This is a genomic window from Acerihabitans arboris, from assembly GCF_010131535.1.
GTDB classification, from domain to species: domain Bacteria; phylum Pseudomonadota; class Gammaproteobacteria; order Enterobacterales; family Enterobacteriaceae; genus Acerihabitans; species Acerihabitans arboris.
The window spans coordinates 89,820-104,233 of sequence record NZ_WUBS01000017.1 but is presented as its reverse complement, the minus strand read 5'-3'; the positions used below and the strand labels follow the sequence as shown (position 1 = coordinate 104,233).

Annotated in this window: 11 protein-coding genes; all 11 read left to right on the top strand. The window is 60.9% G+C overall.

The window, feature by feature from the left end; genetic code table 11:
- The first annotated feature begins 43 nt into the window (after positions 1-43).
- A complete protein-coding gene (gene nuoG, locus GRH90_RS21390) occupies positions 44-2,773 on the top strand; it encodes an NADH-quinone oxidoreductase subunit NuoG (RefSeq protein WP_162367993.1) in 2,730 nt (909 codons plus the stop codon).
- Positions 2,770-3,747 (top strand): NADH-quinone oxidoreductase subunit NuoH, encoded by a 978-nt coding sequence (gene nuoH, locus GRH90_RS21385; protein ID WP_162367992.1) that lies wholly within the window; start codon positions 2,770-2,772, stop codon positions 3,745-3,747. The genes nuoG and nuoH overlap by 4 nt, the downstream gene beginning before the upstream one ends.
- Positions 3,748-3,761: 14 nt before the next feature.
- On the top strand, positions 3,762-4,304 hold the full coding sequence (nuoI, locus tag GRH90_RS21380) for an NADH-quinone oxidoreductase subunit NuoI (RefSeq protein ID WP_162367991.1): 543 nt from the start codon (positions 3,762-3,764) through the stop codon (positions 4,302-4,304).
- Between the two features lie 10 nt (positions 4,305-4,314).
- Positions 4,315-4,875, top strand: coding sequence for an NADH-quinone oxidoreductase subunit J (nuoJ, locus tag GRH90_RS21375; RefSeq protein ID WP_162367990.1), 561 nt, complete (start codon positions 4,315-4,317; stop codon positions 4,873-4,875).
- Entirely contained in the window at positions 4,872-5,174 is a 303-nt protein-coding gene (gene nuoK / locus GRH90_RS21370; RefSeq protein WP_162367989.1) for an NADH-quinone oxidoreductase subunit NuoK, read from the top strand. The genes nuoJ and nuoK overlap by 4 nt, the downstream gene beginning before the upstream one ends.
- A complete protein-coding gene (nuoL, locus tag GRH90_RS21365) occupies positions 5,171-7,015 on the top strand; it encodes an NADH-quinone oxidoreductase subunit L (protein ID WP_162367988.1) in 1,845 nt (614 codons plus the stop codon). Before nuoK ends, nuoL begins: the two co-directional genes overlap by 4 nt.
- Before the next feature lie 111 nt (positions 7,016-7,126).
- Positions 7,127-8,671: an NADH-quinone oxidoreductase subunit M gene (gene nuoM / locus GRH90_RS21360; RefSeq protein WP_162367987.1), complete on the top strand. Its 1,545-nt coding sequence runs from the start codon at positions 7,127-7,129 to the stop codon at positions 8,669-8,671.
- A 6-nt stretch (positions 8,672-8,677) separates the two neighbouring features.
- The gene (gene nuoN / locus GRH90_RS21355) at positions 8,678-10,135 is read left to right on the top strand and encodes an NADH-quinone oxidoreductase subunit NuoN (RefSeq protein ID WP_162367986.1); all 1,458 of its coding nucleotides are present in this window, start codon (positions 8,678-8,680) and stop codon (positions 10,133-10,135) included.
- A 248-nt stretch (positions 10,136-10,383) separates the two neighbouring features.
- Positions 10,384-12,339, top strand: coding sequence for an FTR1 family iron permease (locus GRH90_RS21350; protein ID WP_162367985.1), 1,956 nt, complete (start codon positions 10,384-10,386; stop codon positions 12,337-12,339).
- Between the two features lie 43 nt (positions 12,340-12,382).
- Complete coding sequence (locus GRH90_RS21345) at positions 12,383-12,907, top strand: iron transporter (protein ID WP_162367984.1); 525 nt, start codon at positions 12,383-12,385, stop codon at positions 12,905-12,907.
- Between the two features lie 106 nt (positions 12,908-13,013).
- Positions 13,014-14,411 carry a Fe-S-containing protein gene (locus GRH90_RS21340; RefSeq protein ID WP_162367983.1) on the top strand — a complete coding sequence of 466 codons (1,398 nt, stop codon included), beginning with the start codon at positions 13,014-13,016 and terminating at the stop codon, positions 14,409-14,411.
- The last annotated feature ends 3 nt before the right edge of the window (positions 14,412-14,414 follow it).

Here is a 14,414-nt window from a genome sequence, read left to right as displayed (position 1 = left end):
TTAACGCCCGCCCTGGCGCGGGCCACACGGAAGCATGCTGACTATGGCTACCATTCATGTAGACGGCAAGGAATACGAGGTTAACGGGTCCGACAACCTGCTGCAGGCGTGTCTTACCCTTGGCCTCGATATTCCTTATTTTTGCTGGCATCCGGCGCTGGGCAGCGTCGGCGCCTGCCGCCAGTGCGCGGTCAAGCAATATCAAAACGCCGAGGATACGCGCGGCCGGCTGGTGATGTCGTGCATGACGCCGGCGTCGGACGGCACCTTCATCTCCATCGACGATGAAGAAGCGCAACAGTTCCGTAAAAGCGTGGTGGAGTGGCTGATGACCAACCATCCCCACGATTGTCCGGTATGCGAGGAGGGGGGCAACTGCCATTTGCAGGATATGACGGTCATGACCGGCCAGAATTTCCGCCGCTACCGGTTTACCAAGCGCACCCACCGCAACCAGAATCTCGGCCCGTTTATCTCCCATGAGATGAACCGCTGTATCGCCTGCTACCGCTGCGTACGTTATTACAAAGATTATGCCGACGGCACCGATCTGGGCGTTTACGGCGCCCATGACAACGTCTATTTCGGTCGCCCGGAGGACGGCACGCTGGAAAGCGAGTTCTCCGGCAACCTGGTGGAAGTGTGCCCGACCGGGGTATTCACCGATAAAACCCATTCCGAACGCTACAACCGCAAATGGGATATGCAGTTCGCGCCCAGTATTTGCCAGCAGTGCAGCGTGGGGTGCAATACCAGTCCCGGCGAGCGCTATGGCGAGCTCAGGCGTATCGAAAACCGCTTTAACGGCAGCGTAAACCATTACTTCCTGTGCGATCGCGGCCGTTTCGGCTACGGTTACGTCAACCTTAAGGATCGCCCGCGCCATCCGCTGCAGCGCCGCGGCGACGACTGGATTGCCCTGAACGCCGAACAGGCGATGCAGGGCGCGGCCGACGCGTTGCGCCATGCCAAAAAAATGATCGGCATCGGCTCGCCCCGCGCCAGCGTGGAAAGCAATTTCGCGCTGCGCGAACTGGTGGGCGCCGCCAACTTTTATACCGGCATTTCCGGCGCCGAACAGGCGCGGCTGGCCATGATGCTGGACGTGCTGCAAAACAGCGGCGTGCATACCCCGTCGCTGCGCGAGATGGAAAGTTATGACGCGGTGCTGGTGCTGGGCGAGGACTTAACCCAGACCGGCGCGCGCATCGCCCTGGCGGTGCGCCAGGCGGTGAAGGGCAAAACCCGCGAAATGGCCGCGGCGCAAAAAGTCGCCGACTGGCAGATTGCCGCCATCCAGACCATCGGCCAGCACGCCCGCCATCCTTTGTTTGTCACCAGCGTCGATCGCACCAGGCTGGACGATATCGCCGCCTGGACCTATTGCGCGCCGGTGGAGGATCAGGCCCGACTGGGCTTTGCCATCGCCCACGCGCTGGACGGCAGCGCCCCGGTGGTTGAGGGACTGGATGATGATCTACAGGCCAAGATCGATGTCATCGTGCAGGCGCTGGCGGGCAGCCGCAAGCCGCTGATCGTGTCCGGCACCCATTCCGGCAGCGAGGCGATGATAGCCGCCGCCGCCAACGTCGCCCAGGCGCTGAAAGGACGCGGCGCCGATGTCGGCATCACCTTCGTGGCCTCGGGCGCCAACAGCATGGGACTGGCGCTGATGGGCGGCGATTCCCTGGATCGGGCGCTGGAGCAAATCGAGCAGGGCGCGGCGGACAGCGTTATCGTGCTGGAAAACGATCTTTACCGCCACGCGCCGGCCTCGCGGGTGGACGCGGCGCTGGCCCGGGTCGTCAACCTGATTGTGGTGGACCACCAGCGCACCGCCATCATGGATAAGGCCAACCTGATCCTGCCGGCGGCCAGCTTCGCCGAAAGCGACGGCACGCTGATCAATCAGGAAGGCCGCGCGCAGCGCTTCTTCCAGGTTTACGACCCGGCCTACTACGATGCCGACACCATTATGCTGGAAAGCTGGCGCTGGCTGCATTCGCTGCACTCCACCTATCTGGAGCGCCATGTGGACTGGACCCAGTTCGATCATATCATCAACGCCTGCGCCGAGGCGCTGCCGCAGCTGGCTGGCATCGTGGAGGCCGCGCCGGACGCCGGCTTCCGCGTCAGCGGCCAGAAGCTGGCCCGCGAACCGCACCGCTACAGCGGGCGCACCGCCATGCGCGCCAATATCGACGTGCATGAGCCGCGCCAGCCGCAGGATAAGGACACCATGTTCGCCTTCTCCATGGAGGGCAGCAGCAGTCCCCAGGGGCAGAGCAAGCAGGTGGCGTTTGCCTGGGCGCCGGGCTGGAACTCCCCGCAGGCCTGGAATAAATTCCAGGATGAAGTGGGCGGGCACCTGCGCCACGGCGATCCCGGCGTGCGGCTGCTGGAAGCGGGCGCGGGCCGCATGGCCTGGTTTACCGACGTGCCGGCGGCATTCGTCGCCCCGGCCGACGGCCAGTGGCGCGTGGCGCCTTATTATCACCTGTTCGGCAGCGAGGAAACCTCGCAGCGCTCGGCGGTAATCCAGGAACGCATGCCGCAGCCTTACGTGGTGGTGAGCCGCCGGGACGCCGAACGCCTGGGCGTGAACAGCGGCACGCTGCTGGAGTTCAGCTGCGCGGGACAATCGCTGCGCCTGCCGGTCAGGTTCAGCGACGCCCTGGCGGCCGGCCAGGTGGGCCTGCCTTTGGGGCTGCCGGGCATTCCGCCGGTATGGGTAGGGCAACGCGTTGAAAACCTGCGGGAGGCCGCGTTATGAGTTGGTTAACATCGGACGTGATTGACATCATCCTGACGGTGCTGAAAGCGGTAGTCATCCTGCTGGTGGTGGTCACCTGCGGCGCTTATATGAGTTTTGCCGAACGCCGGCTGCTGGGCCTGTTCCAGAACCGCTACGGACCCAACCGGGTCGGCTGGGGCGGTTCGCTCCAACTGGTGGCGGATATGCTGAAAATGTTCTTCAAGGAAGACTGGATCCCGCCGTTTTCCGACCGGATGATATTTACCCTGGCGCCGGTGATCGCGTTTACCGCCCTGCTGGTGTCCTTTACCGTTATCCCGGTCAGCCCCACCTGGGTGGTCTCGGACCTGAATATCGGCGTGCTGTTCTTCCTGATGATGGCGGGCCTGGCGGTGTACGCGGTGCTGTTCGCCGGCTGGTCGAGCAATAATAAATACTCCCTGCTCGGCGCCATGCGCGCCTCGGCCCAGACGCTGAGCTACGAGGTATTCCTGGGTTTGTCCCTGATGGGCGTGGTGGCGCGGGCCGGATCGTTCAGCCTGGGGGATATCGTCGCCTCGCAGGCCAATCTGTGGAACATCATTCCGCAGTTTTTCGGTTTCGCCACCTTCGTGCTGGCGGGCATTGCGGTCTGCCACCGGCACCCGTTCGACCAGCCGGAAGCGGAGCAGGAGCTGGCCGACGGCTACCATATCGAATATTCGGGCATGAAGTTCGGCCTGTTTTTTGTCGGTGAATATATCGGCATCGTCACGGTGTCGGCCCTGATCGTCACGCTGTTTTTCGGCGGCTGGCAAGGGCCGTTCCTGCCGCCGTTTGTCTGGTTCGCCATCAAGACCGCCTTTTTTATGATGATGTTCATCCTGATCCGCGCGGCGCTGCCCCGTCCGCGTTATGACCAGATGATGTCCTTCGGCTGGACAATCTGCCTGCCGTTAACGCTGCTGAACCTGCTGGCGACCGCGGCGGTCATTTTGTACAACGCTCAATAAGGGGTGGATAAACCATGACGTTAAAAGAATTAGTGTATGGTGCCGGCACCCAGCTTCGCAGTATCTGGATGATCGGCCTGCAGGCGTTCAGCAAACGCGAAACGCTGATGTATCCCGATGTGCCGGTGAACACGGCGCCGCGTTTTCGCGGCCGCATCGTGCTCACGCGCGACCCGGACGGTCAAGAACGCTGCGTGGCCTGTAACCTGTGCGCGGTGGCCTGCCCGGTATCCTGCATCTCATTGCAAAAGGCAGAAACCGCGGACGGCCGCTGGTATCCGGAGTTTTTCCGCATCAACTTCTCGCGCTGCATTTTCTGCGGCCTGTGTGAAGAGGCTTGCCCGACCACGGCTATCCAGCTGACGCCGGATTTTGAAATGGGAGAATTCCGGCGCCAGGACCTGGTATATGAAAAAGAAAATTTGCTGATTTCGGGGCCGGGTAAGTATCCGGAATATAATTTTTACCGGATGTCCGGGATGGCGATCGACGGGAAAGATAAAGGTCAAGCGGAAAACGAAGCCAAACCCATCGACGTCAAAGGTTTGCTGCCCTAAGGAGTTAAGCATGGAAGTCGCTTTTTATTTGTCCGGCCTGGTGGCGATACTGGCAACCCTGCGTGTAATCACCCATACCCATCCGGTGCATGCGCTGCTTTACCTGATTATCTCGCTGCTGGCCATCGCCTGCGTGTTCTTTTCGCTGGGCGCGTATTTTGCCGGCGCGCTGGAAATTATCGTCTACGCCGGCGCCATCATGGTGCTGTTCGTGTTCGTGGTGATGATGCTCAACCTGGGCGCCGCCGATGCCCGGCGGGAACGCAACTGGCTGGTCCCCTCGGCGTGGGTTGGACCTGGCGTGCTGTCGCTGCTGCTGCTGGCGATACTGATCCGGGCGATTTATGGCGTGCCCGATCACGGCATCACGGGTGAGGTGATCAGCGCCAAGGCGGTGGGCATTGCCTTGTTCGGACCTTACGTCCTGGCGGTGGAGCTGGCGTCCATGCTGCTGCTGGCCGGGCTGGTGGTGGCGTTCCATCTCGGACGCGAAGATCGCGAGGGCGATGTGCAGCCTAAAGAGTCCAAGGTTCCCGACGCGACAAGAAGAAAATCGGAGGAGCAGGCATGATCCCGTTAACGCACGGACTCATTTTGGCCGCCATTCTGTTTGTACTGGGTTTGACGGGCATGCTGATCCGCCGCAACCTGCTGTTTATGCTGCTGGGGCTTGAAATCATGATCAACGCCTCCGCCCTGGCGTTTATCGTTGCCGGCAGTTACTGGGGACAGGCCGACGGCCAGGTGATGTATATCCTGGCCATCAGCCTTGGCGCGGCCGAGGCCAGTATCGGCCTGGCGCTGCTGCTGCAACTGCATCGCCGCCGCCAATCCCTGAATATAGATAACGTCAGCGAGATGCACGGATGAACCTACTCTATTTAACGATACTGTTCCCCCTGGTGGGATACCTGTTGCTGGCGTTTTCACGCGGACGCTGGTCGGAAAACCTGTCGGCCCTGGTGGGCGTCGGCGCCATCGGCCTGGCCGCGCTGACCACCGCCTGGGTAGCGTTTGATTTCCTCGGCACCCGCGAAAGCGCCTCGGCGGTGTTTAATCAGCCGCTGTGGACCTGGATGTCGGTGGGCAACTTTAATATCGCCTTTACCCTGACGCTGGACGGCCTGTCGCTGACCATGCTGTCGGTGGTGACCGGGGTCGGTTTCCTGATCCATCTGTTCGCCTCCTGGTATATGCGCGGCGAAGAGGGCTATTCACGGTTTTTCGCCTATACCAACCTGTTTATCGCCAGCATGGTGCTGCTGGTGCTGGCGGATAACCTGTTGTTGATGTATCTCGGCTGGGAAGGGGTGGGGCTGTGCAGCTACCTGCTGATCGGCTTCTATTATACCGAATCGAAAAACGGCGCGGCGGCGATGAAAGCCTTTATCGTCACCCGCGTCGGCGACGTGCTGCTGGCGTTTGCCCTGTTTATCCTCTATTCGGAACTCGGCACGCTGAACTTCCGCGAGCTGATGGCGCTGGCGCCGCAGCATCTGGCGGTGGGCTCCACCGCCATCACCTGGGCTACCCTGATGCTGCTGGGCGGCGCGGTGGGTAAATCGGCGCAGCTGCCGTTACAGACCTGGCTGGCCGACGCCATGGCCGGTCCGACGCCCGTTTCGGCGTTGATCCACGCCGCCACCATGGTGACGGCCGGGGTCTACCTGATTGCCCGTACCCACGGACTGTTCCTGATGGCGCCCGAGGTGTTGCACCTGGTCGGCATCGTCGGCGCCCTGACGCTGGTGCTGGCGGGCTTTGCCGCCCTGGTCCAGACCGATATCAAGCGGGTGTTGGCCTACTCCACCATGAGCCAGATCGGCTACATGTTCCTGGCGTTGGGCGTGCAGGCCTGGGATGCGGCCATTTTCCACCTGATGACCCATGCGTTTTTCAAGGCACTGCTGTTCCTCTCCTCCGGCTCGGTGATCCTCGCCTGCCACCACGAACAGAATATCTTCAAGATGGGCGGCCTGCGCAAGTCCATCCCGCTGGTCTATATCTGCTTCCTGGTGGGCGGCGCCGCGCTGGCGGCCCTGCCCGTCATAACCGCCGGCTTCTACAGCAAAGACGAGATCCTGTGGGGCGCGCTGGCCAACGGTCATTTTAACCTGATGCTGGCGGGGTTGGCGGGCGCGCTGCTGACCTCGATCTATACCTTCCGCATGATCTTTATCGTGTTCCACGGCAAAGAGCAGATCAAGGCCCATGCCGGCAAAGGCCTCAGCCATCACCTGCCGCTGCTGGTGCTGATGGTGCTGTCCACCTTTATCGGCGCGCTGATCGTGCCGCCGCTGGCGGGCGTGTTGCCGGCAAGCCATTTGGGCGAGGAGGGCAAGATTACCCTCGAGATCGTCTCCGGCGTGGTGGTGGTGCTGGGCATCCTGCTGGCCGCCGGCCTGTATCTCGGCAAGCGCCGGCTGGTGAATCGCGTGGCCGCCAGCGCCCCGGGACGGTTCCTCACCGTCTGGTGGTTCAACGCCTGGGGCTTCGACTGGCTGTACGATAAAGTGTTCGTCAGGCCTTACCTGGGCATTGCCCGGCTGCTGCAACGCGACCCGCTGAACGCCTTGATGAGTATCCCGGCGGTACTGGCGCGTTGGGCCGGTCACGGGCTGACGCTCAGCGAGAACGGCCAGCTGCGCTGGTATGCGGCATCAATGAGTTTGGGAGCCGTGATTGTGGTGGCGCTGCTGGTTTTCGTTTAAACGGCGGCGGCGTTTTACGACACGCGCGGGGCGGGAAGAAAACCGGCATCATGCCTTCTCCCGCCGTAAGCAAGTTTTCAGGTTTTTTTCAATTTAGGGACGCACAACGCCATGCTACTACCTTGGCTAATACTTTTCCCCTTCATTGGCGGTCTGCTGTGTTGGCAATGCGAGCGCTTCGGTACCAAGGTGCCGCGCTGGATAGCCTTGATCTCCATGGGGCTGACACTGGCGCTCTCCCTGCAGTTGTGGCTGCAGGGCGGGTACTCACTGGTTTCGGCGCAGGGCCTGCCGCAGTGGCAATCCGAGTTTGTGCTGCCGTGGATACCGCGCTTCGGCATCTCGTTCCGCCTGGCGCTGGATGGACTGTCCCTGCTGATGGTGGTGCTGACCGGCCTGCTGGGCGTGCTGGCCATTCTCTGTTCGTGGCGTGAAATCCAGCGCTACCAGGGTTTCTTCCACCTTAACCTGCTGTGGATCCTGGGCGGCGTCATCGGCGTGTTCCTGGCCATCGACATGTTCCTGTTTTTCTTCTTCTGGGAAATGATGCTGGTGCCGATGTATTTCCTGATTGCCCTGTGGGGACACAAGGCATCCGACGGCAAGACCCGTATCACCGCGGCCACCAAGTTCTTTATCTATACCCAGTCCAGCGGGCTGGTGATGCTGGTGGCCATCCTGGCGCTGGTATTCGTGCACTACAACGCCACCGGCGTATGGACCTTTAATTACGAAGACCTGCTGCATACCCCGATGTCGTCGCTGGTACAGTACCTGCTGATGCTGGGCTTCTTTATCGCCTTCGCGGTGAAGATGCCGGTGGTGCCGCTGCACGGCTGGCTGCCGGATGCCCACAGCCAGGCGCCGACCGCCGGTTCGGTCGACCTGGCGGGCATACTGCTGAAAACCGCCGCCTACGGTATGCTGCGTTTCTGCCTGCCGCTGTTCCCCGAAGCGTCCCACCAGTTCGCGCCGATTGCCATGTGGCTCGGCGTGGTGGGGATTTTCTACGGCGCCTGGATGGCGTTTGCCCAGACCGATATCAAGCGCCTGATAGCCTATACCAGCGTCTCCCACATGGGGTTTGTGCTGATTGCCATCTATACCGGCAGCCAGCTGGCCTACCAGGGCGCGGTAGTGCAAATGATTGCCCACGGCCTGTCGGCGGCCGGGATGTTTATCATCTGCGGGCAGCTCTATGAACGCCTGCACACCCGCGATATGCGCCAGATGGGCGGTTTGTGGGGGCGGATAAAATTCATTCCCGCCCTGTCGCTGTTCTTCGCGGTGGCGACGCTTGGGATGCCGGGCACCGGCAACTTTGTCGGCGAGTTCCTGATCCTGTTCGGCAGTTTCCCGGTGGTGCCGGTGATTACGGTTATTTCCACCTTCGGCCTGGTGTTTGCCTCGGTGTATTCGTTGATTATGATGCAGCGTGCTTATTACGGCCCGGCTAAATCGCAAGAACCCTTGCCGGGCATGACGATGCGCGAACTGTTGATCATTATGCTGCTGGTCGTGCTGCTGGTATTGCTGGGATTTTTCCCGCAGGCGGTGCTGCAAACCTCGGACGCGGCAATGAGCAACGTACAGCACTGGTTCGCGCTAAACGAAGCAGGTTCTGCTGTTTCAACTATTTCAACAACAAGGCCGTAATTCGCCATGACAATAACTCCTCAACAACTGATCGCGCTGCTGCCGCTGTTGATCGTCGGATTGACGGTGGTGGTTGTGATGCTGTGCATTGCGTGGCGACGCAACCACTTTGTCAATGCCACCCTGACCGTTATCGGTCTGAATTTGGCTTTACTATCGCTGTTTTTTGTCGGGCAGGCCGGTCCCATGGACGTAACGCCGCTTATCCGGGCCGACGGTTATTCCATGTTCTATACCGCGCTGGTGCTGGCGGCTAGCCTTGCCACCAGTACCTTCGCCTACCCCTGGCTGGCGGGCTATCCCGGCAACCGCGACGAGTTTTACCTGCTGGTGCTGATTGCCGCCATGGGCGGCATCCTGCTGGCCGGCGCCAACCATCTGGCCTCGATGTTCCTGGGGATTGAGCTGATTTCCCTGCCGCTGTTCGGCCTGATCGGATACGCCTACCGGCAAAAACGCTCGCTGGAAGCCAGCCTGAAATATACCCTGCTGTCCGCCGCCGCCTCGTCGTTCCTGTTGTTCGGCATGGCGCTGGTCTATGCCGATACCGGCGCCCTCGGCTTTGGCGAACTGGGCCGGCGGCTTGACGACGCCATGCTGCACCAGCCATTGCTGCTGGCCGGCCTGGGCATGATGATTGTCGGCCTGGGCTTTAAGCTTTCGCTGGTGCCGTTTCACCTGTGGACGCCGGATGTGTACCAGGGCGCGCCCGCGCCGGTGTCCACCTTTCTGGCAACCGCCAGCAAGGTGGCGATCTTCGCGGTGCTGATGCGGCTGTTCCTCTACACGCCCGTGGTCAATAACGACGCGCTGCGCCTGGCGCTTGCCATTATCGCCTTCTGCTCCATCATGTTCGGCAACCTGATGGCCATCGGCCAGACCAATATCAAGCGCCTGCTGGGGTATTCCTCCATCGCGCACCTGGGCTACCTGACGGTGGGCCTGATTGCGCTGCAGGCGCATCAAATCGCCATGGAAGCGGTGGGCGTTTACCTGGCCGGGTATCTGTTCAGCAGCCTGGGCGCCTTCGGGGTGGTCAGCCTGATGTCCAGTCCCTATACCGGGCCGGACGCCGACTCGCTGTTCTCCTATCGCGGCCTGTTCTGGCATAAACCGATTTTATCGGCGGTGATGACGGTAATGATGCTGTCGCTGGCCGGCATCCCGATGACCCTGGGTTTTATCGGTAAATTCTATATCATGGCGGCCGGCGTCGGCGCGCACCTGTGGTGGCTGACCGGTTCGGTAGTGCTTGGCAGCGCCATCGGCCTGTATTACTACCTGCGCGTGATGGTCAGCCTCTATCTCAGCCCGCCGGAACGGCTGCGGCGCGATACGCCCAGCAACTGGGCGCTGACCGCCGGCGGGGTGGTGGTGCTGATCTCGTCGGTGCTGGTGCTGCTGCTCGGCATTTATCCGCAGCCGTTGATTTCCCTGGTCAGGCTGGCGCAGCCGCTGATGTAACACGCCGGCCTGCTTCCCCGTATCCGCCCGCGGTTCTGCCTACGCGCCGCGGGGAGGAGGCCGACGGCCCCGATACGCCGCCCGCGCCGGTTTTGGCCGGACGGCTTACGGAGTTGTTCCCGCCTGGCGCGTAGCCGTATTGGCGAAATAATTCTCGTTAAAAAATGCTTTATTGACGCCCGTCATTGTTTCAATATGTCATTCGGTGATAATGAAAATAACTCTCATTGACGTTTGGCGTTGGTTCGATGTTCACTTCTGCTCTAAAAAACCTTATCTGTGTGGTTATCGCGTTCCTCAGCATCTCATTTGCCTGGGCGGCCGATGATTATCAAGCTTGGGTCACCGATATCCAGGGACGTCTGGACACCACCGCGCAGCTGTATCAGCAACAGCAGAACGATGCGGCGCGCCGTGAGGTGCAAATGGCCTACTTCGAGGTATTTGAAAATCTCGAGGGACCCATTCGCATCAATATTTCCGCGCAGAAAAGCTATCAAATGGAAAGCGGGTTCGGCGAAATCCGTCGCCTGATCGGCGAAGGCCGGCCGCTGGCGGAAGTGCAGGACCGGATCAACGGCTTGAAAAATGATTTAACCAGCGTGTTGCCGGCATTGACCGGCGGTCATCAGCTGGTGGCCGCGGGCCAGCATGACGCCTATAACAATACGCAAATCGCCCTGTACTGGCAGCAAAGCTTCAAAATCATCGACGACCTGCTGGCCGAGGCCCTGACGCAATACCAGGCGGGGCAGTACGCCGCCGCCAGCCAAAGCGTGCAGCAGGCCCATTTCCAGGGATTCAAGAATTCGGAAATGGAAATGTCGGTGCGCAACAACCGCTCCGCCCAGCAGGCGGCCGCCATCAACCAGGAATTCATCGCCCTGATTGCCCTGGCCGGGAAACCCGATCAGATCAACGACCTGTCCTACGGCGTGACCCAGCTGCTACAGGATCTGGAGGATTTGCTGCCGGGCCTGCCGACCACCCGTCCCGAACAGCCGGTGACGGCGCCCGCCGCCAATGCGGCCAGCGCCCCGGCCGGCGCCGCGACCGATGGCGACGGACAGCCCGATGCCGACTGGCGGCAGGTCGGCAATGACATCAACACCGCGGTTGCCGCCGCTATTGCCCAATATCGCGACGGCCAGGCCAAAGCCGGCATGACGGCTATCCAGGACGCCTATTTCGATCGCTTCGAAGCCACCGGCATGGAGAATAAAATCGGCTCGCGCGACGCGGCCTTTAAATCGACGCTGGAAGGCTACTTCACCCGGCTGGTCAGCCTGATGAAAGCCGGCCAGCCGGTCGCCCAGATCCAGGAGCAGGCCGACGCGCTCGCCCAGAACCTCGCCAAAGCGGTGGATATGCTGGGCGAAGGCGGGGAAAGCCACTGGACGTTATTGGTGTATAGCCTGCTGATCATCGTGCGCGAGGGCATGGAGGCGTTGCTGATTGTCGCCGCCATCGTGGCTTACCTGGTCAAGAATAAACATCAGGATAAACTGCCGCTGATCCGGCAATCGGTCTGGGTCGCCCTGCTGGCAAGCGTGGTGACCGCCGCGTTGTTCCAATGGCTGTTCGCCAACTCCGGCGCCAACCGCGAGCTGCTCGAAGGCGCCACCATGATGGTTGCCGTGGTGACGCTGTTCTTTATGAGCTACTGGCTGCTGTCCAAGGTCGAGGCCAAGCGCTGGCAGGCTTACCTGGAAGGCAAGCTGACGCTGTCCCTCACCACCGGCTCCCTGGCGGGCCTGTGGTTCACCAGTTTCCTGGCGGTGTACCGCGAGGGGGCGGAGACGGTGCTGTTCTATTACGCCCTGATCGGGGATGCCGCCAATATGGCCGGGCAGCTGTCGATACTGGCTGGTTTCCTGATCGGCTGCGTCATCCTGATGCTGGCCTACCTCCTGATGCGTTATACCGTGGTGAAATTGCCGCTTAAACCTTTCTTTATGTTTACCGGCACGTTTATGTATGTGATGGCCTTTGTCTTTGCCGGCAAAGGGGTGCTGGAGTTAATTGAAGGTAAATTATTCGAACCCACGTTATTAAAGGGCATACCTGAAATTAGCTGGCTGGGGATTTATCCCTATCTGGAGACCCTGGCGCCCCAGGTCGTTTTAGTACTGGCCGCGCTGCTCGCTCTCTGGGTCATGCGCCGGCGCTCCAGTACCCTGTTACCTAAGCAAGAAGCAATGTAGAGCACATATTATTATAATTTTTTGATGACTGAGGATGATGTTGATGAAGATGAATAAAAGCCTGGTGGCCGTGATGGCCGTTGCCGGCATGACCTGCGCCCCTGCCGTGTTTGCGGCGGAGCATCCGGCGGGCGAAACCGTCACTATGAATGAAATGCAGATCGCGGCGGTCTATTTACAGCCTATCGATATGGAGCCGCGCGGCATGGGTTTGCCCGCCGCCAAGGCCGATGTTCATCTTGAGGCCGACATCCATGCGGTGGAAGGGAACAAAAACGGCTTCGGCGCCGGTGAATGGATGCCCTACCTGACCATCAGCTACACGTTGGTGAATACCGACTCCGGCGACAAGCAGGAAGGCACCTTCATGCCGATGGTCGCCAGCGACGGTCCGCACTACGGCCAGAATGTCAAAATGATGGGCGTGGGCAACTACAAAGTGACCTTCCATATCGAGCCGCCGTCAAAAGCCGGCCTGCATCGCCATACCGACGCTGAAACCGGCGTGGGCCGTTGGTGGAAGGCGTTCGACGTCAGTTACGATTTTAAATATATCGGCCTGAAATAAATGCGCCGCGCCACGATTGCCCGGCAGTCGTGGCGGTATCGGCTCTTGTCGCAGCGGCCTGCCGGACCGCTGCCAAACGAAGCGTTCCCGGTCTTGAGTAGTCGTCATGAATTATTTTTTTGTTACCGCCTTGCAAGCTTTCCTGCCGGTGACGCTCTTATGCGGATTGAACTGGGCCTTTCGTCCCACGCCCTCGGTGCGCGCCTTGGTCTGGGTGAACCTCCTGGGGCTGGCGGCCGGTACCCTGGCGGGCGTGTATCTGCCCGGCGGGCAATCGGTCCAGTTAACGCTCACGCTGTTGCAATTGGCGGGGCTATTATTGTTTTTAGCCGGTCAATTTTCCGTTTCCGCCCGTATGGGATACTGCTGGCAAGGCCTGCTGGTGGCCGGTGCGGCGCTGCATTGGGGCAACGATCCCAATCTAAGCGCGCTAACGCCGACCGGCGTTATCAATACCGATTTATTGCTTAATTTCAGCGCGGTGCTGCTGGCCGTCGCGTTGCTCGCGCTCTGCGCGGCGCTAACCGCCATGCTGGTGCGACGCCTGCCGGCATGGCGCTGGCCATTGCTGCTGGCGCTGGCGCTGCTCCTGCTGCTGCCGCTTTGCGGCCAGACGATGTTGTTATTGATGAAGCTGGAAATCATCGGGCTGACCAAACCGCGCCTGAGCTTTGTCTCCAACGTGACCAATGGCAGCCCCTGGCTGAATTACGCCAGCGCCCTGTTGATGGCGGGCCTGCTGGCGGGTTTTCTGGCGCCGCTGTTGCATCTGCGCGGCGATTACCTCCGCCGGGCCGAACCGATAGCGCGCCGTAAAGCCGTCGCGCGTTATCGCAATGCGCGGCGCACCGCCGCGACGCTTCTGGCCGCGCTGCTGGTGGTGGTGGCCGCGCAGCTGTATTGGGATCTGGTCGCCTCGCAGCCGCCGCGCCTGTCGGAAGCGGTGCCGGTCACCCTGGCGGCCGACGGCCAGGTGCATATTCCGCTGGAGCAGGTGCGCGACGGAAAACTACATCGTTTCGTCTGGGTTGCCGACGACGGCAAGGCGGTACGCTTCCTGGTGATTAACCGCTATCCGGATCGCCTGCGTCTCGGCGTGGTATTCGACGCCTGCCTGCTGTGCGGCGATCAGGGGTATGTAATGCAAGGCAACCAGGTGGTGTGCGTCGCCTGCGGGGTGCATATCTTTATCCCCTCCATCGGCAAGGCGGGCGGCTGTAATCCAATACCCATCGACAACTGGCGCAACGACGACCATGAGCTGACCATCGGCAAACCGGCGTTGGTGGCGGGGGTGAACTATTTCACCACCGTGATCACCCTGCACGTGACCGATCCGGTGGACGGCCGCGGGCTGACCAATGTCAACGCCGCCCATAAATACAGTTACGGCGGCAAAATGTACTTTTTTGCCAGCGAAGCCAATTACAATCGTTTCCGCGCGCAGCCGGCGCAGTTCGTGCCGGCCGCCGCCGGCGGCAGCGACGAAGGGGAGGGCGAGTAGCTT

Coding starts and splice junctions, on each gene's coding strand:
- nuoG (WP_162367993.1), top strand. CDS start 44: ATGGCTACCATTCATGTAGACGGCAAGGAATACGAGGTTAACGGGTCC.
- nuoH (WP_162367992.1), top strand. CDS start 2,770: ATGAGTTGGTTAACATCGGACGTGATTGACATCATCCTGACGGTGCTG.
- nuoI (WP_162367991.1), top strand. CDS start 3,762: ATGACGTTAAAAGAATTAGTGTATGGTGCCGGCACCCAGCTTCGCAGT.
- nuoJ (WP_162367990.1), top strand. CDS start 4,315: ATGGAAGTCGCTTTTTATTTGTCCGGCCTGGTGGCGATACTGGCAACC.
- nuoK (WP_162367989.1), top strand. CDS start 4,872: ATGATCCCGTTAACGCACGGACTCATTTTGGCCGCCATTCTGTTTGTA.
- nuoL (WP_162367988.1), top strand. CDS start 5,171: ATGAACCTACTCTATTTAACGATACTGTTCCCCCTGGTGGGATACCTG.
- nuoM (WP_162367987.1), top strand. CDS start 7,127: ATGCTACTACCTTGGCTAATACTTTTCCCCTTCATTGGCGGTCTGCTG.
- nuoN (WP_162367986.1), top strand. CDS start 8,678: ATGACAATAACTCCTCAACAACTGATCGCGCTGCTGCCGCTGTTGATC.
- GRH90_RS21350 (WP_162367985.1), top strand. CDS start 10,384: ATGTTCACTTCTGCTCTAAAAAACCTTATCTGTGTGGTTATCGCGTTC.
- GRH90_RS21345 (WP_162367984.1), top strand. CDS start 12,383: ATGAAGATGAATAAAAGCCTGGTGGCCGTGATGGCCGTTGCCGGCATG.
- GRH90_RS21340 (WP_162367983.1), top strand. CDS start 13,014: ATGAATTATTTTTTTGTTACCGCCTTGCAAGCTTTCCTGCCGGTGACG.